The sequence below is a fragment of the Kitasatospora sp. NPDC059599 genome, assembly GCF_042735125.1.
GTDB lineage: Bacteria > Actinomycetota > Actinomycetes > Streptomycetales > Streptomycetaceae > Kitasatospora.
On the sequence record NZ_JBHWCL010000029.1, the window covers coordinates 1 to 21929 of the forward strand.

The following is a 21929-nucleotide window of genomic DNA, read 5'->3' on the forward strand; positions in this document are numbered from 1 at the left end:
GCCCGGGCCCCGCCCCGCCCCGCGCCGAGAAATGAAGGGCCAAATTTTGCCCGTCATGCCTCCGGTTCAGGCCTCCTCGCGCCAACCCTCGTGCTCGGCGGCCAGGGCGTCGAGGGCGCTCAGCACGGCGGGGGTCCAGCCGGTGTCGGGTGCTTCGACGACGACGAGCCACTGGGCGTCCTCGGCGTCGTCCTCGCCCGCGAGCGAGTCGCGCACGATCTCCAGCTCGCCGAGGTCGGGTTGGGTGGCGCCGAGGTCCTCGGCCGCCTCTTCGGCGGCGTCGCGGTCGGGCAGGACGAGCAGCTGCCGGGCGTGCGGGTCGGCGACGTCCGGGAGGTCGGTGGTGTGGTTGTCGGTCACCCGGCCATTCTCCAGGCCGCCCGGTTCGGCCGTTCGGGTGGGCGGCTGGTCAGGCCGTCGGTCGGGCCGGAGTGTCCGCGGCGCGTGGGATGCTGGTAGGCGATGGCCAGGAAGAGTGCACCCGACGACCTGCTCGCCCCGCTGACCCTCGCGGTCGGCCAGGAGGAGTTGCTGCTGGACCGCGCGGTCGCCCAGGTGGTGGCGGCGGCGAAGGCGGCGGATCCGGACACCGACGTGCGGGACCTGCCGCCCGGCGGGCTGCAGCCGGGCAGTCTGGCGGAGCTGACCACGCCGTCGCTGTTCGCCGAGCGCAAGGTCATCGTGGTGCGCGCCGCCCAGGACCTCTCCGCCGACTCGGTGAAGGAGGTCAAGGCGTACATCGAGGCACCGGCCGAAGAAGTGATCATGGTGCTGGTGCACGCGGGCGGCGCCAAGGGCAAGGGCCTGCTGGACGCCGGGCGCAAGGCGGGCGGCCGCGAGGTGGCCTGCGCCAAGCTGACCAAGGCGAACGAGCGGTTGGCCTTCGTCAAGGGCGAGTTCCGGGCGCTGGGCCGCTCGGCGACGCCGGAGGCCTGTCAGGCGCTGCTGGACGCGCTCGGCAGCGACCTGCGCGAGCTGGCGGCCGCGTGCCACCAGCTGACTTCGGACGTCGAGGGCACGATCGACGAGACGGTGGTGGCCCGCTACTACAGCGGCCGGGCCGAGGCGACCGGCTTCGAGGTGGCCGACCTGGCGGTGACCGGCCGCGCGGCGGAGGCGCTGGAGCGGCTGCGGTGGGCACTGGCCGTCGGCCAGCCGCCGACCGGCATCACCTACGCGCTGGCCTCCGGCGTGCGCAGTATCGGGCGGCTGGCGACCACCGGGCGGAACATGCGTCCGGCCGACCTGGCCCGCGAGTTGGGCATGCCGCCGTGGAAGGTGGACCGGGTCCGCCAGCAGATGCGGGGTTGGACGGGCGACGGGGTGGCCACTGCGCTGACCGCGATCGCCCAGGCCGACGCCGCCGTCAAGGGTGGCTCGGACGACCCGGCCTTCGCCCTGGAGCGCGCGGTGGTCGCCGTCGCCCGGGCCGCACGGGCCGGCTCCCGCCCCGCCTACTGACGCGGCGGCCTCGGCGGGTCCCGGCGTGGCCCGGCGCCATCCGGCACGAACCGGCACGAACCGGCACTGACCGGAGGGGCTCGGCGCGGACCGTGGCATCCCGCGCCGGGGCCTACTTCCGCATGGCCCGGATGGCGTCCTGTCCGTCGGACTGCAGGGCGCTGCGCAGGTCGTCCTTGGACGGCGGCTTGGCCTTCCCGTCCGTGTAGCTGGCGCTGTAGTTGATGTAGTAGGTCATCCCGCCGTCGCGGATGTCCAGCTCGGCGTAGATGCTGTGGTACTTGTCCGAGCTGTCGTCCTTGTACAGGAAGTACGCTTCCTCGCCGATCCCGGAGACGTCGGTGACCTGGTACCCGCGGGCCCGGTAGAGCTCCTTGTTGGCCTGCAGCTCGGGCGCCGGGTTGACCGCCTTGTGCAGGTCGGCGCGCAGGTAGACCGAGGCGTACTCGCTGTCGCTGTTGCCGCCGGTCCGCTTGAGGCTCATCGAGCAGTTCATGCTGTCCAGGGCCGGGTTCCGGTCGGTGTGGTGGGTCGGCGCGGAGGTGTCCGAGACGGAGTACGTCTGGAGCAGCTTGGTGGGCTTGCCGGTGGTGCAGAAGTCGTCGGAGAGGTGGTAGCTGCCGAGGCTGCGCGGCGAGGAGGCGCTGCTGACGATGCCGGGGACGGTCATCACGGCGGCGGTCCAGCCGGCCGAGGCGAGCACGGCGCCGACGAAGGCCCAGACGGCGTTGCGTCGCAGGTTCCCCCCGGAACCCGGTGCGCGGCCCCCCGGCACCGCCGTCATCCCGGGAGCGGTCGTCGTCCCCGGGGCCGCGGGCATGCCCGGGGCTGCGGGCAATCCGGGGGGCGGCCCGAAGCCCGGCGCGCCCGACGGAGGCTGCGCCCCCGGTGCGGGCTGTGCGCCCGTGCCCTGCGGCTGCTGCGGGAATCCGTACCCCGGCCCGTTCGGTGCCGGCGGTGGTGGCGTCGTCATGAAGTTCTCCCCCCAAACCCGGCGCCGGGGTGCTCCCCCGCACCTCGATCGCACCTGACCGACCATAGCGGCCGGACCGGGGAACGCGACAGGCGCCGCAGTGGTCTCCGGGGAGGAGGCCGACTACGGCGCCTGCCGTACTGCTTCGTGCACCGCACCCGCGTGGCGAACGCAGGCCGCGTGCGGTGCGAGTCTCGCTCGTCTCGGGTGTCCGGGTAGAGGGCCGGACCGTCCCGAGGCGGTCGGGGGTTCAGACCCCCGAGGGGCGTCAGGCCTGGGCGGCCGTGTTGACGCGCTTGGTGATGGCCGACTTCTTGTTGGCGGCCTGGTTGGCGTGGATGACGCCCTTGCTCACGGCCTTGTCCAGCGCCTTGGAGGCGGCGCGGGCCAGCACGACGGCCTTCTCGGTCTCGCCGGCGGCAGCGGCCTCACGGGCCTTGCGCAGAGCGGTCTTCAGCGAGGACTTGACGGCCTTGTTGCGCAGGCGCGCCTTCTCGTTGGTCTTGTTGCGCTTGATCTGGGACTTGATGTTCGCCACGAAAGAGCCTCAGTCTTGTCTAAAGATGCTGAACGGGATCACACCGGGCGGCCGTCGGACCAGCTGAGAGGGCATGCCGAGGCCAGGTGCAGCTGACCACGCTACCAGGGCCCGCCGCACGCCCCAAACCGGGCTCCCGTCCGCGGACCGTCGCGCGAGACGCCCCGGCGCCGCCCTGCGGACCGTGTCCGGACTGCCCAGGGATCGGCCCCCGGAAGCGTCCCCGGACCGCCCCCGGAAGCGGCCCGGAAGCGTCCCCGGACCGCCCCGGCCAGCCCCCGGCTGGCCCCTCGGCTCCGCCCCCGCGCGCCACGCCCGGACAGCCTCGGCCGGCGCTACGCGTCGAGCAGCGGCTCGCCGTAGTGCTCGACCTCGGGGAACGGCCGGTAGTAGTGGTGCAGGAGCGCGCGCCAGCGCTGGTACTCGGGGGAGGTACGGAAGCCCTCGGTGTGGTCGGCGAGGGTGTCCCACTCGACCTGGAGGAGGAAGCGCGAGTCGCGTCCCTCGTCGAGGCAGCGCCGGAGCCGCAGGGAGCGGAAGCCGCGCTGGACGGTGATCAGCGGGCGGGCCTCGGCGAAGGCGGCGAGGAACTCGTCCTCCCGGCCGGGCAGGACGTCGAGCAGGGCGCTTTCGAGGATCACGGGGGCCATCCTGCCGCCCGGTGAGGGGTGCGGGAAGGGCCGGACGGTGCCCGAACGGCAGCAGGGCCCCTGCTCGTGGGAGGATGGGAGGAACTATTTCGATCGGACGAGACTGTCCGGTCCCCGGGAACCGGTCAGTGATGACCCGGACGCCCCCGGCCCCGGACCAACGGAGAATCGGACCAAGGTGCCCGCGACCCCCAGCAATGTGCCAGAGCCCAGCCGTACCGACCCGGCGCTGATTCGCAACTTCTGCATCATCGCCCACATCGACCACGGCAAGTCGACGCTCGCAGACCGGATGCTGCAGATCACCGGCGTCGTCGACCCCCGGCAGATGCGTGCCCAGTACCTCGACCGCATGGACATCGAGCGTGAGCGCGGCATCACCATCAAGTCGCAGGCGGTCCGCCTCCCGTGGGCGCCGAAGACCGGCTCGAACGCCGGGACGACGCACATCCTCAACATGATCGACACCCCGGGCCACGTGGACTTCACGTACGAGGTGTCCCGCTCCCTCGCCGCGTGCGAGGGCACCATCCTGGTGGTCGACGCGGCCCAGGGCATCGAGGCGCAGACCCTCGCCAACCTGTACCTGGCGCTGGAGAACGACCTCACGATCGTCCCGGTGCTGAACAAGATCGACCTGCCGGCCGCGCAGCCGGAGAAGTACGCCGCCGAGATCGCGCACATCATCGGCTGTGACCCGGGTGACGTGCTCCAGGTCAGCGCGAAGACCGGCCTCGGCGTCGAGGACCTGCTGGACCACATCGTCGACACCATCCCGGCCCCGGTCGGCGTCAAGGACGCCCCGGCCCGCGCGATGATCTTCGACTCGGTGTACGACTCCTACCGCGGCGTGGTCACCTACGTCCGTGTCGTGGACGGCCAGCTGACCAAGCGCGAGCGCATCGCGATGATGTCGACCGGCGCCACCCACGAGCTGCTGGAGATCGGTGTCATCTCGCCCGAGCCGAAGGTCGCCGACGGCCTCGGCGTCGGCGAGGTGGGCTACATCATCACCGGTGTGAAGGACGTCCGGCAGTCCAAGGTCGGTGACACGATCACCTCGATGCACAAGGGTGCGACCGAGCCGCTCGGCGGCTACAAGGACCCGCGCCCGATGGTGTTCTCCGGCCTCTACCCGCTGGACGGCTCGGACTACCCGCTGCTGCGCGACGCCCTGGACAAGCTGCGGCTCAACGACGCGGCCCTGGTGTACGAGCCGGAGACCTCGGTCGCGCTCGGCTTCGGCTACCGCTGCGGCTTCCTCGGCCTGCTGCACCTGGAGATCATCCGGGAGCGCCTGGAGCGCGAGTTCAACCTCGACCTGATCTCCACCGCCCCCAACGTGGTCTACCGGGTGATCATGGAGGACGGCACCGAGCACACCGTCACCAACCCGAGCGAGTTCCCCGTCGGCAAGATCGCCGAGGTGTACGAGCCGGTCGTGCGCGGCACCATCCTCGCGCCCAACGAGTTCGTCGGCGCGATCATGGAGCTCTGCCAGTCCCGCCGCGGCAGCCTGCAGGGCATGGACTACCTCTCCGAGGACCGGGTCGAGCTGCGCTACACCCTCCCGCTCGCGGAGATCGTCTTCGACTTCTTCGACCAGTTGAAGTCCAAGACCCGCGGTTACGCCTCGCTCGACTACGAGCCCATCGGCGAGCAGACCGCCGACCTGGTCAAGGTCGACATCCTGCTGCACGGTGACGCGGTGGACGCCTTCTCGGCGATCGTCCACAAGGACAAGGCCTACGGCTACGGCGTGATGATGGCGGGCAAGCTGCAGAAGCTGATCCCCCGCCAGCAGTTCGAGGTGCCGATCCAGGCGGCCATCGGCTCCCGGGTGATCGCCCGTGAGACGGTCCGCGCGATCCGCAAGGATGTCCTCGCCAAGTGCTACGGCGGTGACATCTCGCGCAAGCGCAAGCTGCTGGAGAAGCAGAAGGAAGGCAAGAAGCGGATGAAGATGGTCGGCCGCGTGGAGGTCCCGCAGGAGGCCTTCATCGCCGCGCTGTCCACCGACGCCGAGGCGCCGAAGGAAAAGAAGTAACCGAGGCGAGCCGAAGGGCCCGGGCGTCACGCCCGGGCCCTTTCGCGTTCCCGCGGGGCACTCCGGCGGCGGGGGCGCCGCAGCGGAACGCGGCGCGGGTCGCCGCGGCGGTCACTTCAGGGCGCTGAAGACGGCCGAGACGATCCCGGCCTTGGCCAGCCGGCCCATGGTGCCGGTGAACACGGTGGGCTTCATCGAGTCGTCGGCGTGGACCAGCTGGAGCAGCCCGTCCCGTCGGCCGAGGCTCAGGCACTGCACGACGTACCGGAACGAGAACGGCTTCCCGGTGCGTCCGTCGAGCAGCTTGCCGACGTACTGGCCCTGCGGCAGGGCGGTGGCGCAGCCCATCCGCAGGGTGCCGACGCCGGGGACGGTGACGGCGGCGGCGTCGCCGACCACGTGGACGTCCGGGTGCGAGACCGAGCGCAGGTGGTCGTCCACCAGGGCCCGGCCGCGTTCGTCCACGGCCAGCCCGGCTTCGGCGGCGAGCGGGTGCGGCTCCATCGAGGCGGCCCAGACGGTGAGGTCGGAGTCGACCGGGCCGGCGGTGGTGCGCAGTCCGTCCGGGGTGACCTCGGTGACGGTGGCGTTCTCGTGGAGGTGGACGCCGAGCCGGTCGAGGACGCGCCGGACGTGGGTGCGGCCCTTGGGTGAGTAGATGCCGCCGACCGGGCCGGCCGCGACGATCCGTACCGTCCAGTCGGGGTGGGCTTCGGCGAGTTCGGTGGCCAGCTCGATGCCGGTGGCGCCGCCGCCGACGACGGCGAGCGTGCCGGGCCGGTCGGCTTCGCGGATCCGGTGCCGGACCTCGGCGGCGCGTTCGGCGGGGAGGGCGTGCTCGGCGGCGCCGGGGACGCCGTGCCAGGCGGTGCGGCTGCCGAGGGCGTAGACCAGGGTGTCGTAGGCGAGGCTGGCGCCGTCGTCGAGCCGGACCCGGTGGCCGGCGAGGTCGAGTTCGACGGCGCGGGCCCGGTGGTGCCGGATCGTGCGGCCGCGGGTCAGTTCGCCGATGGCCGGCCAGTCGCGGCCGCGGCCGGCCGCCGCCTCGTGCTGGCGGATGCGGTGCAGGAGCCGCTCCTCGGGGGCGACCAGGGTGACGTCGTGGTGCCGTCCGGCGCCCTTGGCCGCGGTGAGCCCGGCGTACCCGGCGCCCAGGACGACGATCCGCTTTCCGGTGGTGGTGGTGCTGGTCATCTCGTCCGCCTCCGTTCGGTGCGCCCCCGTGGGGCGCTGTTCGGGAAGGGGACGACGCGGCCGGTCGGGATGTGACCGTGACCCGCGTCACAGCACCGCGGAGGGTCCGGCCAGGGGCCTCCGGTGCCTCCGGTGCCTCCGGGGTCTCCCGGGGTCTTCGGAGGTATCCGGGGGTGCCGGAGGGTCGTCGGGGAGTCGTCAGGGGGCCGTGACGGGGCTGATCCGGCCGAGCTTCTCGGGGTTGACGACGACGTACGCCTCGGTGATCCGTCCGTCGGTCACGGTGAAGGCGAGCACGCCGCCGACGGTGCCGCCGGCCCGGTCGTACCAGACGAGGCCGGGTTCGCCGTTGACCAGGGCGTGGCCGATCGCCGTGTCGGGGGTGAACCACTTGGCGACCAGGCCGGCCACCATGCGGGACACCCGGTCGGCGCCGTGGATGGGGCGGACGCCGGCGCGGACGATGCCGCCGCCGTCGGAGTGCCAGACCACGTCCGGGTCGAGGACCTCCATCAGGGCGAGGATGTCGCCGCGGCTGCTGGCGGCGGCGAAGGCTTCGACCGCCTGGCGGTGCTCGGCGGTGCCGGTGCCGCCGCCGCGCCGGCTGCCGTCCTTGACCCGGCGGCGGGCCCGGGAGGCGAGCTGGCGGGCGGCGTCGGCGGATCGGTCCAGCGAGGCGCCGATCTCCTCGAAGCCGACCGCGAAGACGTCGTGCAGCACGAAGGCGGCCCGCTCGGCCGGGGAGAGCTGTTCCAGGACGGCGAGCAGGGCGAGCGAGACGGACTCGCCGCGTTCGGCGAGGTCGGCGGGGGTGTCGGGGCCGTCCGCGTAGGAGACGGCCGGTTCGGGCAGCCACTCGCCGTAGTAGGCCTCCCGGCGGGCCCGGGCGGAGCCCAGCTGGTCGTAGCAGAGCCGGGTGACGACGGTGGTCAGGAAGGCGCGGGGGTCGGCGACGGTGGAGCGGTCGGCGGCCTGCCAGCGGAGCCAGGCGTCCTGCAGGACGTCCTCGGCGTCGGTGAAGGAGCCGAGCAGGCGGTAGGCGACCGAGCCCAGGTAACGGCGGTTGGCCTCGAAGGCGTCCGGTGCGGCCGGGGGCTGGTCGTCGATCACGGGCCCAAGGTAGCTCCCGCCGGGCCCGGTTGCGAAGACCGGGGCGGGCGGGGCGGGGCCGGGCCCGGACGCGCGAAGGGCCGGGGCGGAAGGTTCCGCCCCGGCCCGCCGGTCCGCCTCGCGTCAGTCCACCTCGGCCACGGCCTCCGCGAACTGGGCCTGGTAGAGCCGGGCGTAGGCGCCGTCGGCGGCGATCAGTTCGTCGTGCGAGCCCTGCTCGACGATCGAGCCGTTCTCCATCACCAGGATCACGTCGGCGTCCCGGATGGTGGAGAGCCGGTGGGCGATCACGAAGCTGGTGCGGCCGGTGCGCAGCCGGGCCATGGCCCGCTGGATGAGCACCTCGGTACGGGTGTCGACGGAGCTGGTCGCCTCGTCCAGGACCAGGATGGACGGCTGGGCGAGGAAGGCGCGGGCGATGGTGATGAGCTGCTTCTCGCCGGCGCTGACGTTGGCGCCCTCGTCGTCGATGACGGTGTCGTAGCCGTCCGGGAGGGTGCGCACGAAGCGGTCGACGTGGGCGGCCTTGGCGGCTTCGACGACCTGTTCGTGGGTGGCGCCGCGGGCTCCGTAGGCGATGTTGTCGGCGATGGAGCCGCCGAACAGCCAGGTGTCCTGGAGGACCATGCCGATGCCGGAGCGCAGGTCCTCGCGGGACATCGCGGAGATGTCGACGCCGTCGAGGGTGATCCGTCCGGAGCTGACCTCGTAGAACCGCATCAGCAGGTTGACCAGGGTGGTCTTGCCGGCGCCGGTGGGGCCGACGATGGCGACCGTGTGGCCGGGTTCGACCTTGAGTGAGAGGTCCTCGATGAGCGGCTTGTCGGGGTCGTAGCGGAAGGAGACGTCCTGGAAGGCGACCCGGCCGTGCACGGCGTCGGGCTTCTCGGGAACGGCGGGTTCGGCGCTCTGCTCGGGGGCGTCGAGGAGTTCGAAGACGCGCTCGGCGGAGGCGACGCCGGACTGGACCAGGTTGGCCATGCTGGCGACCTGGGTGAGCGGCTGGCTGAACTGCCGGGAGTACTGGATGAACGCCTGCACGTCGCCGATGGACAGGGCGCCGCCGGCGACCCGCAGACCGCCGACGACGGCGACCAGCACGTACTGCAGGTTGCCGATCAGCATCATCGCGGGCTGGATGATCCCGGAGATGAACTGGGCCTTGTAACTGGCTTCGTACAGGGCCTCGTTGTGCTCGCGGAAGGTTTCGGCGGCCTCGCGCTGGCGGCCGAAGACCTTGACCAGGGTGTGGCCGGTGTACATCTCCTCGATGTGGGCGTTGAGCTGGCCGGTGGACTTCCACTGCTGGACGAACTGGGGCTGCGCCCTCTTGCCGACCTTGGTGGCGACGACCACCGAGACCGGCACGGAGACCAGGGCGATCACGGCGAGCAGCGGGGAGATCCAGAACATCATGGCCAGCACGCCGACCACGGTGAGCAGCGAGTTGACGACCTGTCCCATGGTCTGCTGCATGGACTGGCCGATGTTGTCGATGTCGTTGGTGACCCGGCTGAGGACTTCGCCGCGCGGCTGCTTGTCGAAGTAGCTGAGCGGCAGCCGGGCGAGCTTGGCCTCGACGTCCTGGCGCAGCCGGTAGCTGGCGAGCTGGATGGCCTTGGTGGCCAGGCGGCCCTGGAAGACTCCGAAGACGGCGGAGGCGACGTAGATGCCGAGCACCCAGAGCAGGACGGTGCCGATGGCGCCGAAGTCCATGCCCTGGCCGGGGGTGAAGTCGACGGCGGAGAGCAGGTCGGCGACGCCGCCCTGGCCGTGGGCGCGCAGTCCGTCGATGACCTGGGCCTTGGAGGTGCCGGGCGCGAAGCGGGCGCCGACGACGCCGGCGAAGATCAGGTCGGTGGCGTTGCCGAGGATCTTGGGGCCGATGACGGCGCAGCCGATGCCGAGCACGCCGAGGAGCAGGACGCCGACGAGGATGTTGCGTTCGGGGCGCAGCAGGCCGAGGACGCGCTTGCCGGAGCCCTTGAAGTCCATGGACTTCTCGGCTCCCTGGCCGCCCATGAAGCGGCCGGGGCCGGCGGGGCCGCGGCGGGCGGCGGCGGCCTGGGAGTCGGTGGTCAGTCCGCCGGCGGCCTTGGCCGGGGCGGCCGGTGCCGGGCCGGGTTTGGTCAGATCGGCTTTCGCGGTGTCCGCGGTGTCCGCGGTGGGGCTTCCGGGGCTGGTCACGCCGCCTCCTGCTCGGTGAGCTGGGAGAGCACGATCTCCCGGTACGTCGGGTTGTCGGCCATCAGTTCGCGGTGGGTGCCGGTGCCGACGACGGCGCCCTCGTCGAGGACGACGATCCGGTCGGCGTCGCGGATGGTGGACACGCGTTGGGCGACGATCAGGACGGTGGCGTCAGAGGTCTCGCGGGAGAGGGCCTTGCGCAGTCTGGCGTCGGTGGCGTAGTCGAGTGCGGAGAAGGAGTCGTCGAAGAGGTAGACGGAGGGCTTGCGCACGAGGGCGCGGGCGATGGCGAGGCGTTGGCGCTGGCCGCCGGAGACGTTGCTGCCGCCCTGGGCGATGGGGGCGTCGAGGCCTTCGGGGAGCTTTTCGACGAAGTCCTTGGCCTGGGCGATCTCCAGGGCGTGCCAGAGGTCCTCGTCGGTGGCGTCGGGCCGGCCGTAGCGGAGGTTGCTGGCGACGGTGCCGGTGAACAGGTAGGGCTTCTGGGGGACGATGCCGACGTTGTCGGCGATCGTGTCGGCGCCGAGTTCGCGGACGTCGATGCCGTCGAGCAGGACCTGGCCGGAGGTGGCGTCGAAGAGCCGGGGGACGAGGCCGAGGAGGGTGGACTTGCCGCTGCCGGTGGAGCCGATGATGGCGGTGGTCTCGCCGGGGCGGGCGGTGAGGTCGATGCCGCGCAGGACGGAGGCCTCGGCGCCGGGGTAGCGGAAGTCGACGGCGCGCAGTTCGAGGTTGCCGCGGCGGGGGACCTCGGTGGTGGGCGTGGCGGGCGGGACGACGCTGGACTCGGTGCCGAGGACTTCCTGGACGCGTTCGGCGCAGACCTCGGCGCGGGGCACCATCATGAACATGAAGGTGGCCATCATGACGCTCATCAGGATCTGCATCAGGTAGGAGAGGAAGGCGGTGAGCGCGCCGATCTCCATGGCACCGCTGTCGATGCGGTGGGCGCCGAACCAGAGGACGGCGACGCTGGAGACGTTCACGACGAGCATGACGGCGGGGAACATGACGGCCATCAGCCGGCCGACGTGGCGGGCGACGTCGGTGAGGTCCTCGTTGGCGGTGGCGAAGCGGGCCTGTTCCTGGCCGTCCTTGACGAAGGCGCGGATGACCCGGATGCCGGTGATCTGTTCGCGCAGGACCCGGTTCACGGTGTCGATCCGTTCCTGCATGCTGCGGAACTGCGGGCGCAGCGCGCGGACCAGGAGGACGACGACGACGGCGAGGGCGGGGATGACGGCGAGCAGCAGGCCGGACAGCGGGACGTCCTGGTTGAGCGCCATGATGATGCCGCCGACGCACATGATCGGTGCGGCGACCATGAGCGTGAAGCTCATCAGGGCGAGCATCTGGATCTGCTGGACGTCGTTGGTGGTGCGGGTGATCAGGGAGGGGGCGCCGAACTGGCCGACCTCGCGGGCGGAGAAGCTCTGCACCCGGTCGAAGACGGCGGCGCGGACGTCCCGGCCGAAGGCCATGGCGACGCGGGAGCCGATGAGGACGGCGCCGATGGAGCAGAGCGCCTGGAGGACGGTCACGCCGATCATCACCCCGCCGACTCGCAGGATGTAGCCGGTGTCGCCCTTGACCACGCCGTCGTCGATGATGTCGGCGTTGAGCGTCGGCAGGTAGAGCGCCGCGAGGGTGGACACCAGCTGGAGGAGCACCAGCAGGGTGATCGGTCGGGAGTAGGGGCGCAGGTACGCCCTCAGCAGTCTGATCAGCACTTGCACACTCTTGTCGTCGCCGGTCGGGTTCGCACCCCAATTCTCGTTCTTCTGTAGCGTCGTACAGGCCATTCGGCGTGTGGGAACCGGGGGTTTGCCGGGCTTTTGCCGAACCGTCCGGCAGTTCGCTCGTTGGTTTCCACGCGGGCCGCGTCCGTCGGCGCGGCGTGGTCACCGGTGCCGTCGGGGCGTGCCGTCCGGCTTCGCCCCCTTACGGAATGACCGGTTTCCCCCTAGGCTGCTGGTTGCCCCCTTGTTACCGACCGGTACCGTCCAGGTGAACCCGGGGCCCGGTGACCGCCCCCACGGCCGCCGAGACAATCCCTCAGACGGCCACCCGCCCCCGGAGGTCCTCGTTGAGTTCCGCGCAGTCCTTGATCGACTCCGGCAGGCCCGACCTCGTCGCCGGGCGTCCCGCATCCGTCGCCCACCTGTTCCTGGAGCGGGTCGCCGCGACCCCGAACGGCGAGGCCTACCGCTACCCCGCCCCGGTCGACGAGCAGGCCGCCGACGGCGCGCCCGGCGCGGAGCAGTGGCGCTCGCTGACCTGGGCGCAGACCGCGACCAGGGTCAAGGCGGTGGCCGCCGGTCTGATGGCGCTCGGCATCCAGCCGGAGGACCGGGTCGCCCTGGCGTCGTCCACCCGGCTCGAATGGGTCCTCGCGGACCTCGGCGCCATGTGCGCGGGCGCCGCGATCACGACCGTCTACCCGAGCACCAACGAGGACGAGACCGCCTTCATCCTGTCCGACTCGGGCTCCCGGGCGCTGTTCGCGGAGAACGCCGCCCAGCTGGCCAAGGCCGCCGCGCAGCTGGAGAAGCTGCCCGAGCTGCGCACCGTCGTCCTGTTCGACGCCCCCGACGAGGCCCCCGACGCGGCCGGCCTCGACGTGCTCACCCTCGCCGAGCTGGAACGGCGCGGCACCGAGTACCTGGCGGAGCACCCGGACGCGGTCGAGAAGGCCGTCGAGGGGCTGGGCAAGGAACAGCTGGCCACCCTGATCTACACCTCCGGCACCACCGGCCGCCCCAAGGGCGTGCGACTGGTGCACGACTGCTGGGCGTACGAGGGCCGGGCGCAGGAGGCCAGCGGGCTGCTGCGCTCCGACGACGTGCAGTTCATGTGGCTGCCGCTGTCGCACGTCTTCGGCAAGACGCTGATCTCGGGGCAGATCGCCACCGGCCACGTGATGGCGCTGGACGGCCGGGTGGACCGGATCATCCACAACCTGCCGGTGATCCGGCCGACCATCATGGCCTCGGCGCCGCGCATCTTCGAGAAGGTCTACAACGGCATCGCGGGCAAGGCCCGTGCCGAGGGCGGCGCCAAGTACAAGATCTTCCTGTGGGCGGCCAAGGTCGCCCGCGAGCACGCCCGGGCCGTCCAGGAGAGCCGCGTCGCCACCGGCACCGGCACCGCCCCGTTCGGGCTGCGGGTGCAGCACTCGCTGGCCGACAAGCTGGTGTACGCGAAGATCCGGGCGGCCTTCGGCGGGCGGCTGCGCGGCGCGGTCTCCGGCAGCGCCGCCCTCGCCCCCGAGATCGGCTACTTCTTCCTCGGCGCGGGCGTGCCGATCCTGGAGGGCTACGGCCTCAGTGAGACCAGCGCCGGCTCCTGCGTGAACCGCGAGGAGGACGTGCGGATCGGCACGGTGGGCCGCGCGCTGCCCGGCACCGAGGTGCGGATCGCCGAGGACGGCGAGATCCTGCTGCGCGGCCCGGGCATCATGCGCGGCTACCACAACCTGCCGGAGAAGACCGCGGAGGTGCTGGAGCCGGACGGCTGGTTCCACACCGAGGACATCGGCGAGCTCAGCCCGGACGGCTTCCTGCGGATCACCGACCGCAAGAAGGACCTGTTCAAGACCTCCGGCGGCAAGTACGTGGCGCCCAGCGAGGTCGAGGGCAAGTTCAAGGCGGTCTGCCCGTTCGTCAGCAACATCCTGGTGATCGGCAACGGCCGCAACTACTGCACCGCGCTGATCGGCCTGGACGAGGCGGTCCTCATGCCGTGGGCCGCCGAGCACGGCCTGGCGGGCAGGTCCTACGCCGAGCTGGCCGCCGAGCCGGCCGTCCACGAGCTGATCGAGGGCTTCGTGAAGCGGCTCAACGCGGGGCTGCAGCGCTGGCAGACGATCAAGAGGTTCCACCTGCTGCCGCGCGACCTCGACATCGAGCACGGCGAGCTCACCCCGAGCCTGAAGATCAAGCGCCCGGTGGTGGAGCGGACCTACGCCGACGCCGTGACCGCGATGTACGCGGGCGCCAACGAGGCCTGACCCACCCCGTCCCCGTACGGTCCGCGCGTGCGCCGCGGACCGTACGGGAGCTCCGCGGGCCGTACGGGACAATGGGGGCATGCCCTCCGCACTCCCCGACGGCGAACCCGTGCCGTCCGACGGTTCCCTGCCCGCGCACGCCCTCGCCGGGCTCGGCAGCCGGCCGTTCGGCTTCTACCTGCACGTGCCGTACTGCGCCAGCCGCTGCGGCTACTGCGACTTCAACACCTACACCGCCACCGAGCTGCGCTCCTCCGGGGCCGTCGCCTCCCAGGAGACGTACGCCGACAACGTGGTCGCCGAGGTCCGGCTGGCCCGGCGGGTGCTCGGGGACGCGGAACTGCCGGTGCGCACCGTCTTCCTCGGCGGCGGCACCCCCACCCTGCTGCCCGCCCGCGACCTGGTGAAGATGCTCGCCGCGATCCGCGACGAGTTCGGGCTCGCCCCGGACGCGGAGGTCACCACCGAGGCCAACCCGGAGTCCGTCGACCCGGCGTACCTGGCCGAGCTGCGCGAGGGCGGCTACAACCGGATCTCCTTCGGCATGCAGAGCGCCCGGCCCCACGTGCTGAGCCTGCTCGACCGCCACCACACCCCGGGCCGCCCCGAGGCCTGCGTCGCCGAGGCCCGCGAGGCCGGTTTCGAGCACGTCAACCTGGACCTGATCTACGGCACCCCGGGCGAGTCCGACGACGACTGGCGGGCCTCCCTGGACGCGGCGATCGGCGCCGGACCGGACCACGTCTCCGCGTACTCCCTGATCGTCGAGGAGGGCACCAAGCTCGCCGCCCGGGTCAAGCGCGGCGAACTGCCGATGATCGACGACGACGTGCACGCCGACCGCTACCTCATCGCCGAGCAGGCGCTCTCCGCCGCCGGGTACCGGTGGTACGAGGTCTCCAACTGGGCCACCACCCCCGAGGGCCGCTGCCGCCACAACGAGCTCTACTGGACCGGCGCCGACTGGTGGGGCGCCGGCCCCGGCGCGCACAGCCACGTCGGCGGCGTCCGCTGGTGGAACGCCAAGCACCCGGCCGCCTACGCGCAGGCCCTCGCCGAGGGCCGCACCCCGGCGCTGGGCCGCGAGGTCCTGGCGGACGAGGACCGCCGCGTCGAACGCGTCCTGCTGGAGCTGCGCCTGGTCGAGGGCGTCGCCCTCGACCTGCTCACCGACACCGGCCGGAAGGCCGCCGACCGGGCCCTCGCCGACGGCCTGCTCGCCGAGGAGCCCTACCGGCGGGGCCGCGCCGCCCTCACCCTCCGGGGGAGGTTGCTGGCCGACGGGGTCGTGCGTGACCTCGTGGACTGACGTTCGTTGACGTGGTGTCAGCCGTCGGAGGGAGCGCGCAATGACCGCCATCGATGGCCGGATGACGGGGATCTTCGAGAACCTGGAGGCTCCGGAGGGCGTCAAGGCCGAGCTCATCCGGGGGGGGGGGGGGGAAATCGTGATGACGGCCGGGCCGGACACGGTCCACAACCTCATCGTCTCCGCGATTCAGCACCAAACTCCCTACGCACGGTTCCGGGCGCTGCAGACCCAGGATCTGATCATCTCCGGCGAGGCCGGCGAACCCCAGCCGGATCTGGTCGTCTTCGAGCGGGGTGTCGTCCCGGAGGCGGGCCGTCTGCTGCCCGCCTCCGCGGTGACCGTGGCGGTCGAGGTGGTTTCCAGGACCAGCGTGCACCGGGACTACCGGACCAAGCGCGAGATGTACGCCCAGGGCGGGATCCCGGCGTACCTCATCGTCGATCCGCTCAAGGGTGTGTGCGTGCTCCTCACGGATCCGACCACCGACACGGCTTCCGGTGTCCCCGTGTACTGGGCCGAACGGACCAGCAAGTTCGGCGATCCGATCGAGGTCGACGTGCTCGGCGTCACGCTCGACACCTCGGAGTTCCGGACCTACGCCTGATCCGGCAGCGTCACGAAGTCGATCAGTTCCTCGACCCGGCCCAGCAGTTCGGGCTCCAGGTCCTTGTAGCTGTCCACCCCGGACAGGATCCGCTTCCACGCCGCCGGGGTGTCGACCGGCCAGCCCAGGCGGCGGCAGGTGCCCTCCTTCCAGTCCTCGCCGCGGGGGACGGCGGGCCAGCCGGGGATGCCGACGGAGGAGGGCTTCACGGCCTGCCAGACGTCGATGTAGGGGTGGCCGACGACCAGGACGGACTCCCCGGTGACCTGCGCGGCGATGCGGTGCTCCTTCGTCCCCGGGAGCAGGTGGTCGACCAGGACGCCGAGGCGGCGGCCGGGGCCGGGGGCGAAGTCGGCGACGATCGCGGGCAGGTCGTCGATGCCGCGCAGGTACTCCACCACGACGCCCTCGATCCGCAGGTCGTCGCCCCAGACCCGCTCGACCAGCTCGGCGTCGTGCCGGCCCTCGACGTAGATCCGCGACTCCCGGGCGACCCGGGCGCGGGCGCCGGGCACGGCGACCGAGCCGGAGGCGGTGCGGCCGGGCGTGCGGGGCGCCGCGGGGGCGGCGGGACGGACCAGGGTGACCACCGAGCCCTCCAGCAGGAAGCCGCGCGGCACCAGCGGGAACACCCGGTGCTTGCCGAAGCGGTCCTCCAGGGTGACGGTGAACCCCTCGGCGGTCTTCTCACAGCGCACCACGGCCCCGCAGAAGCCGGTCGCCGCCTCCTCGACCACCAGGTCCCGCTCGGCGGGCACCTCCGGGGCGGGGGTCTGCTTCTTCCACGGTGGGGTCAGGTCGGGTCCGTACTGGCGGCTGCGCATACGGGTGATCATAGGGAGGGCGGACGGTGCGTCAGAGGCCCGGCGCGCCCCAGACCGGGAACCAGCGGCTCAGGTCCTTCTCCAGCCGCAGGTCGTTCCCCAGCATCGCGTTGACCTGCAGTTCCAGCGGGCTGTTGCGCTTCTCCCCGCCGCCGGGCATCGGGGCGAACGGGTAGAAGGTGCCGCGCTTGTAGAGGTAGACCAGGGCCAGCGACTGCCCCTGCGCGTCGCGGAAGCCGACCAGCGAACAGAGCAGCTGCGGCCCGAAGCCGTTCGCCTCCAGTTCGCTGTTGACCGCGTGCAGGTCGTTCACCAGCTCCGGCAACTCCCCGGGGGAGTGCCGGGCGAGCAGCCACGAGTAGCCGTAGTCGTCCTTGGAGGCCTCCACCGGGACGCCGCCGCGCTCGGTGTCGGCGTCCAGCAGCGCCCGCACCTGCTGCTCCACCTGGACGAAGGCCGCGCCCTCGACGGCCGCGAAGCAGACCGAGCCGAGCCCGGTGGGCAGGAAGCCGGTGGCGGCCTCCAGGGTGAGCGCGGCGGACGGCACGCCGAACAGCTGGTCGAGGTCGGGCTTGACGGGCTTGGTGCGGCCGAACAGGGCGTCCAGGATTCCCACGGCGGTCCTTTCGTGTGCTCGGACGGTCAGCGGCCGAGCTGCTCGGAGATCTTCGCCAGCTGCGCCAGCCGCGTCTCCAGCGTCGGGTGGGTGGAGAACAGCTGCGAGGCCGTCTCCCGGGCGCTCAGCGCGGGCGCGAAGTAGAAGGCGTTGTAGGGCTGCGACTTGCGCAGGTCCTCGGTGGGGATGGCGGAGATCTGCCCGGTCACCTTGGTGAGCGCCGAGGCGAGCGCGCTGGGCCGGCCGGTGAGCTGGGCGGCGGCGCGGTCGGCGGCCAGCTCGCGGTAGCGGGACAGCAGCCGGGTGAGCAGGAAGCTGATCGCGTAGACGACCATCGAGACCAGCGGGATGATCAGCGCCAGGATCGCCGTGTTCTGGTCGTTGTTGTTGCGGCCGCCGCCCATGAACCCGCCGTACACGGCGATCCTGGTCATCGCTCCGGCGAGCACGCCGAGGAAGCCGGCGATCGTCATCACCGCGACGTCCCGGTGGGCGACGTGGGACAGCTCGTGCGCGAGGACGCCCTCCAGTTCCTCGGGCTCCAGCCGGCGCAGCAGGCCGGTGGTGACGCAGACCACCGCGTTCTGCGGGTTGCGGCCGGTGGCGAAGGCGTTGGGCATGTCGTTGTCGGCGACCGCCACGCGGGGTTTGGGCATGTCGGCCAGCGCGCAGAGCCGGTCGATCGTGCCGTGCAGTTGGGGGAAGTCCTCCGGGGACACCTGGTGGGCTCCCATGGCCCGTTCGGTGATCTTGTCACTGAACCAGAACTGGGCCACGAACAGCCCGCCGGAGATCAGGACGATCAGCGGCCATGCGCCGCGCAGCAGCGCGATCAGCAGGCCGGTGAAACCGACGTACAGCAGCCCGATCACGAACATCGTGGCGACCATGCGGCCGGTCAGGCCGCGGTCGGGCGCGAAACGGGTGTGCTGGCCCGAGCTCGACATCGCTTGCTCCTCCATTCGCCGTCGCTTTCGATGCTGCCACCCGGACGGCCGCGAGGCACCACCCCCGCGCCGGGAAGCGTGAACGCTCCCCGTCCCGCGGGCCGTACCCGGAACTGCGGGCAGGATCACTCCGGTCCGGCCGTTCCTGCCGTAGGACCCGGGCCTTACACTGGCAGGTACGGTTCTGGCACTCGCGCGTTCAGAGTGCCAGGACCGGGGCCTCCCGGAGCGGCCCGCAGCACTCAGGGACACAGACGGACAACGTGCGAAGACGGAGGTGCGTGCCCCATGGCCGGAGAGGTCCGCCAGCTGGACGACCGCAAGCTCGCCGTGCTCCGCGCGATCGTGCAGGACTACGTGGGCACCGAGGAGCCGGTCGGGTCCAAGGCCCTCGTGGAGCGGCACAATCTCGGGGTCTCGCCGGCGACGGTCCGCAACGACATGGCGGCGCTGGAGGAGGAGGGCTACATCCACCAGCCGCACACCAGCGCCGGCCGCATCCCGACCGACAAGGGGTACCGCCTCTTCGTCGACCGGCTCGCCGAGGTCAAGCCGATGAGCGCCCCCGAGCGCCGGGCGATCCGGCACTTCCTGGACGGCGCGGTCGACCTGGACGACGTGGTCGCGCGCACCGTGCGGCTGCTCGCCCAGCTGACCCGGCAGGTCGCGGTCGTCCAGTACCCGTCGCTGACGCGCTCGACCGTCCGGCACATCGAGCTGGTGGCGCTGGCCCCGGCCAAGGTGATGCTGGTGCTGATCACCAACACCGGCCGGGTCGAGCAGCGGATGGTCGACTGCCCGGGTACGGTCGGCGAGACGGTCCTGGCGGACCTGCGGACCGCGCTGAACGGCAGAGCGGCCGGCCGCCTCCTCCCGGACGTCCCGGGGCTGCTGGAGGAACTCCCGGCGATGTTCGAGCAGGCCGACCGGCCGACCGTCAGCACGGTCCTGGCGACCCTGTTCGAGACGCTCGCGGAACAGAACGAGGAACGGATCATGCTGGCCGGCACGGCCAATCTGACCCGCTTCGGCCACGACTTCCCCCTCACCATCCAGCCGGTGCTGGAGGCCCTGGAGGAGCAGGTCATCCTGCTCCGCCTCCTGGGTGAGACCAATGACGCCGCGATGACGGTCCGGATCGGGCGGGAGAACGCCTACGAAGGGCTGATTTCCACCTCGGTCGTGTCGGTCGGTTACGGTTCGGGCGACGAGAGCGTGGCCAAACTGGGTGTGATCGGTCCGACCCGGATGGACTACCCGGGCACAATGGGGGCGGTGCGGGCGGTGGCGCGGTACGTGGGTCAGATCCTGGCCGAGTCGTAGCAAACAGCCGTCGGACATCCTGACGGCGTCCAGTCGCAGCACTACTACAGGCGGAACAAGCGGAGCATTTGGTGGCCACGGACTACTACGCGGTACTCGGCGTCCGACGGGATGCGGGGCAGGACGAGATCAAGAAGGCGTTCCGGCGCCTGGCACGCGAACTGCACCCGGACGTCAACCCGGACCCGAAGACGCAGGAGCGGTTCAAGGAGATCAACGCCGCCTACGAGGTGCTCTCCGACCCGCAGAAGCGCCAGGTCTACGACCTCGGCGGCGACCCGCTGTCCCCGGGCGGGGGCGGTGCGGGCGGCTTCGGCGCGGGCGCGGCGGGCTTCGGCTTCTCCGACATCATGGACGCCTTCTTCGGCGCCGCGGCCGGCCAGCGCGGCCCGCGCTCGCGCACCCGCCGCGGCCAGGACGCCATGATCCGGCTGGAGATCACCCTGGAGGAGGCCGCGTTCGGCACCACCAAGGAGCTCCAGGTCGACACCGCCGTCACCTGCACCACGTGCAGCGGCGAGGGCGCGGCCCCCGGCACCTCCGCCCAGACCTGCGACATGTGCCGCGGCAAGGGCGAGGTCTCCCAGGTCACCCGGTCCTTCCTGGGCCAGGTCATGACCTCCCGCCCCTGCCCGCAGTGCCAGGGCTTCGGCACCGTCGTGCCGACCCCGTGCCCGGAGTGCGCCGGCGACGGCCGGGTCCGCGCCCGTCGCACCCTGACCGTCAAGATCCCGGCCGGTGTCGACAACGGCACCCGGATCCAGCTGGCCGGCGAGGGCGAGGTCGGCCCCGGCGGCGGCCCGGCCGGCGACCTGTACGTCGAGATCGCCGAGTCCGCCCACGCGATCTTCCAGCGGCGCGGCGACGACCTGCACTGCACCGTCACCATCCCGATGACGGCTGCCTCGCTCGGCACCCAGGTGCCGCTGCAGACCCTGGACGGCCTGGAGGAGGTCGACATCCGGCCCGGCACCCAGTCCGGCCAGTCGATCCCGCTGCACGGCCGCGGCATCACCCACCTGCGCGGGGGCGGCCGGGGCGACCTGATAGTGCACGTCGAGGTGAAGACGCCCACCAAGCTCGACCCCGAGCAGGAGGAGCTGCTGCGCCGTCTGGCGGTGCTGCGCGGCGAGGAGCGGCCCTCCGGCCAGTTCGCGCCCGGCCAGCAGGGCCTGTTCTCCCGGCTGAAGGACGCCTTCAACGGCCGGTAGCCGTCGCGCGGGGGTGCCGGGGGCCGACCCCGGCACCCCTTTCGCGTGCCCCCGCCGGTTCCCCCTCCCGCCCCAGGCCCCGCCCCGGAAAGGTGCCCCCGCATGACCGCGCCCGTCTTCGTCGTCGAGACCGAACGGATCGCCGCCGCCGCGCCCGGCGCGCTGGTGCGCCTGGACGGCCCGGAGGGGCGGCACGCGGCCGCGGTGAAGCGCCTGGAGGCCGGTGAGGCGGTGACCCTCGCCGACGGACGGGGGCTCGGCGTGGACGGAACGGTCGCCACGGTGCACGGCAAGGACGCGATCGACGTCGCGGTCGCCGCGGTGCGGCGCGAGCCGGAGCCCGCGCCGCGGATCGTCGTCGTCCAGGCGCTGCCGAAGGGCGACCGCGGCGAACTGGCCGTGGAGACCATGACCGAGGTCGGTGTGGACGTGGTGATCCCCTGGGCGGCCTCCCGCTGCATCACCCAGTGGAAGGGCGAGCGCGGCGCCAAGGCGCTCGCCAAGTGGCGGGCCACCGCCCGGGAGGCGGGCAAGCAGTCCCGTCGGCTGCGCTTCCCCGAGGTGCGCGACCCGATGACCACCAGGCAGCTGGCACCGGTGCTCGCCGGGGCCGCGTTCGCCGCCGTGCTGCACGAGGAGGGCGCCGAACCGCTGGCGCACGCCGCGCTGCCCGCCGCCGGCGACCTCGTGCTCGTCGTCGGCCCGGAGGGCGGGGTGTCCCCGGAGGAGCTGGCCGCGTTCGCCGACGCGGGAGCGAAGCCGTACCGGCTGGGCCCCTCGGTGCTGCGCACCTCCACCGCCGGGGTGGCCGCCGGCGCGCTGCTGCTGGGACGCACCCGCCGCTGGGCGTAGCCCGCCGTACTACGGTCCCGCGGCCGGGTCCAGCGGGCTCGCCCGAGTGGCCCGACTCTGCCGAAAAGCCC

Annotated in this window: 19 protein-coding genes; 8 read left to right on the top strand and 11 right to left on the bottom strand. The window is 72.2% G+C overall.

The genetic code is table 11. The annotated features are described in order from the left end of the window. Positions 1 to 66: 66 nt before the first annotated feature. Positions 67 to 360, bottom strand: a complete 294-nt coding sequence (locus ACFV04_RS13195; protein ID WP_360248665.1) for a hypothetical protein — start codon at positions 358 to 360, stop codon at positions 67 to 69. Between the two features lie 102 nt (positions 361 to 462). Between ACFV04_RS13195 and holA the strand changes: the two genes are divergently transcribed. Beyond that, positions 463 to 1461: a DNA polymerase III subunit delta gene (holA, locus tag ACFV04_RS13200; RefSeq protein ID WP_360248668.1), complete on the top strand. Its 999-nt coding sequence runs from the start codon at positions 463 to 465 to the stop codon at positions 1459 to 1461. A 112-nt stretch (positions 1462 to 1573) separates the two neighbouring features. On the opposite strand, the gene ACFV04_RS13205 is transcribed toward holA, so the two are convergent. The 3 genes from ACFV04_RS13205 to ACFV04_RS13215 all read right to left on the bottom strand — a co-directional run bounded on the left by ACFV04_RS13205 (position 1574) and on the right by ACFV04_RS13215 (position 3613). Beyond that, complete coding sequence (locus ACFV04_RS13205) at positions 1574 to 2245, bottom strand: hypothetical protein (protein ID WP_360248671.1); 672 nt, start codon at positions 2243 to 2245, stop codon at positions 1574 to 1576. A gap of 457 nt (positions 2246 to 2702) precedes the next feature. Then, complete coding sequence (rpsT, locus tag ACFV04_RS13210; RefSeq protein WP_329931122.1) at positions 2703 to 2972, bottom strand: 30S ribosomal protein S20; 270 nt, start codon at positions 2970 to 2972, stop codon at positions 2703 to 2705. Positions 2973 to 3307: 335 nt separating this feature from the next. Then, entirely contained in the window at positions 3308 to 3613 is a 306-nt protein-coding gene (locus tag ACFV04_RS13215; protein WP_360248674.1) for an antibiotic biosynthesis monooxygenase, read from the bottom strand. Positions 3614 to 3800: 187 nt separating this feature from the next. Here ACFV04_RS13215 and lepA point away from each other — a divergent pair, with 187 nt between their 5' ends. Further along, the gene (gene lepA, locus ACFV04_RS13220) at positions 3801 to 5669 is read left to right on the top strand and encodes a translation elongation factor 4 (protein WP_380346986.1); all 1869 of its coding nucleotides are present in this window, start codon (positions 3801 to 3803) and stop codon (positions 5667 to 5669) included. A 111-nt stretch (positions 5670 to 5780) separates the two neighbouring features. On the opposite strand, the gene ACFV04_RS13225 is transcribed toward lepA, so the two are convergent. From ACFV04_RS13225 to ACFV04_RS13240, 4 genes are all read right to left on the bottom strand, one after another. Further along, entirely contained in the window at positions 5781 to 6863 is a 1083-nt protein-coding gene (locus ACFV04_RS13225) for an NAD(P)/FAD-dependent oxidoreductase (RefSeq protein ID WP_380528929.1), read from the bottom strand. 198 nt (positions 6864 to 7061) lie between these two features. Then, a complete protein-coding gene (sigJ, locus tag ACFV04_RS13230) occupies positions 7062 to 7973 on the bottom strand; it encodes an RNA polymerase sigma factor SigJ (RefSeq protein ID WP_380528931.1) in 912 nt (303 codons plus the stop codon). A gap of 123 nt (positions 7974 to 8096) precedes the next feature. Then, on the bottom strand, positions 8097 to 9995 hold the full coding sequence (locus ACFV04_RS13235; RefSeq protein WP_380347024.1) for an ABC transporter ATP-binding protein: 1899 nt from the start codon (positions 9993 to 9995) through the stop codon (positions 8097 to 8099). 161 nt (positions 9996 to 10156) lie between these two features. Further along, a complete protein-coding gene (locus ACFV04_RS13240; RefSeq protein ID WP_380346991.1) occupies positions 10157 to 11890 on the bottom strand; it encodes an ABC transporter ATP-binding protein in 1734 nt (577 codons plus the stop codon). 356 nt (positions 11891 to 12246) lie between these two features. Between ACFV04_RS13240 and ACFV04_RS13245 the strand changes: the two genes are divergently transcribed. The 3 genes from ACFV04_RS13245 (at position 12247) to ACFV04_RS13255 (ending at position 16085) form a co-directional block, all read left to right on the top strand. Next, entirely contained in the window at positions 12247 to 14169 is a 1923-nt protein-coding gene (locus ACFV04_RS13245) for an AMP-dependent synthetase/ligase (protein WP_380346993.1), read from the top strand. 79 nt (positions 14170 to 14248) lie between these two features. Beyond that, entirely contained in the window at positions 14249 to 15478 is a 1230-nt protein-coding gene (gene hemW, locus ACFV04_RS13250; protein WP_380346994.1) for a radical SAM family heme chaperone HemW, read from the top strand. 40 nt (positions 15479 to 15518) lie between these two features. Next, positions 15519 to 16085 carry a Uma2 family endonuclease gene (locus ACFV04_RS13255; RefSeq protein WP_380528933.1) on the top strand — a complete coding sequence of 189 codons (567 nt, stop codon included), beginning with the start codon at positions 15519 to 15521 and terminating at the stop codon, positions 16083 to 16085. Here ACFV04_RS13255 and ACFV04_RS13260 read toward each other — a convergent pair. The 3 genes from ACFV04_RS13260 to htpX are packed head-to-tail and all read right to left on the bottom strand — an operon-like array spanning position 16076 to position 18472. Further along, positions 16076 to 16909, bottom strand: a complete 834-nt coding sequence (locus ACFV04_RS13260) for a DUF3097 domain-containing protein (RefSeq protein ID WP_380346996.1) — start codon at positions 16907 to 16909, stop codon at positions 16076 to 16078. The genes ACFV04_RS13255 and ACFV04_RS13260 overlap by 10 nt on opposite strands. A gap of 31 nt (positions 16910 to 16940) precedes the next feature. Continuing rightward, positions 16941 to 17525: a hypothetical protein gene (locus ACFV04_RS13265; protein ID WP_380346998.1), complete on the bottom strand. Its 585-nt coding sequence runs from the start codon at positions 17523 to 17525 to the stop codon at positions 16941 to 16943. 26 nt (positions 17526 to 17551) lie between these two features. Then, the gene (htpX, locus tag ACFV04_RS13270; protein ID WP_380347000.1) at positions 17552 to 18472 is read right to left on the bottom strand and encodes a zinc metalloprotease HtpX; all 921 of its coding nucleotides are present in this window, start codon (positions 18470 to 18472) and stop codon (positions 17552 to 17554) included. Positions 18473 to 18760: 288 nt separating this feature from the next. Between htpX and hrcA the strand changes: the two genes are divergently transcribed. The 3 genes from hrcA to ACFV04_RS13285 all read left to right on the top strand — a co-directional run bounded on the left by hrcA (position 18761) and on the right by ACFV04_RS13285 (position 21858). Further along, positions 18761 to 19795, top strand: coding sequence for a heat-inducible transcriptional repressor HrcA (gene hrcA, locus ACFV04_RS13275; RefSeq protein WP_380347001.1), 1035 nt, complete (start codon positions 18761 to 18763; stop codon positions 19793 to 19795). Positions 19796 to 19866: 71 nt separating this feature from the next. Beyond that, complete coding sequence (gene dnaJ / locus ACFV04_RS13280; RefSeq protein WP_360248710.1) at positions 19867 to 21006, top strand: molecular chaperone DnaJ; 1140 nt, start codon at positions 19867 to 19869, stop codon at positions 21004 to 21006. 102 nt (positions 21007 to 21108) lie between these two features. Beyond that, positions 21109 to 21858: a 16S rRNA (uracil(1498)-N(3))-methyltransferase gene (locus tag ACFV04_RS13285; protein ID WP_380528937.1), complete on the top strand. Its 750-nt coding sequence runs from the start codon at positions 21109 to 21111 to the stop codon at positions 21856 to 21858. Positions 21859 to 21929: the final 71 nt, after the last annotated feature.

What these genes read in the sequence shown, in the direction of transcription:
- holA (WP_360248668.1), top strand. Translation starts at nt 463, where the DNA reads ATGGCCAGGAAGAGTGCACCCGACGACCTGCTCGCCCCGCTGACCCTC.
- ACFV04_RS13205 (WP_360248671.1), bottom strand. Translation starts at nt 2,245, where the DNA reads ATGACGGCGGTGCCGGGGGGCCGCGCACCGGGTTCCGGGGGGAACCTG.
- ACFV04_RS13225 (WP_380528929.1), bottom strand. Translation starts at nt 6,863, where the DNA reads ATGACCAGCACCACCACCACCGGAAAGCGGATCGTCGTCCTGGGCGCC.
- ACFV04_RS13235 (WP_380347024.1), bottom strand. Translation starts at nt 9,995, where the DNA reads ATGGGCGGCCAGGGAGCCGAGAAGTCCATGGACTTCAAGGGCTCCGGC.
- hemW (WP_380346994.1), top strand. Translation starts at nt 14,249, where the DNA reads ATGCCCTCCGCACTCCCCGACGGCGAACCCGTGCCGTCCGACGGTTCC.
- ACFV04_RS13255 (WP_380528933.1), top strand. Translation starts at nt 15,519, where the DNA reads ATGACCGCCATCGATGGCCGGATGACGGGGATCTTCGAGAACCTGGAG.
- ACFV04_RS13260 (WP_380346996.1), bottom strand. Translation starts at nt 16,909, where the DNA reads ATGCGCAGCCGCCAGTACGGACCCGACCTGACCCCACCGTGGAAGAAG.
- htpX (WP_380347000.1), bottom strand. Translation starts at nt 18,472, where the DNA reads ATGTCGAGCTCGGGCCAGCACACCCGTTTCGCGCCCGACCGCGGCCTG.
- hrcA (WP_380347001.1), top strand. Translation starts at nt 18,761, where the DNA reads ATGGCCGGAGAGGTCCGCCAGCTGGACGACCGCAAGCTCGCCGTGCTC.
- ACFV04_RS13285 (WP_380528937.1), top strand. Translation starts at nt 21,109, where the DNA reads ATGACCGCGCCCGTCTTCGTCGTCGAGACCGAACGGATCGCCGCCGCC.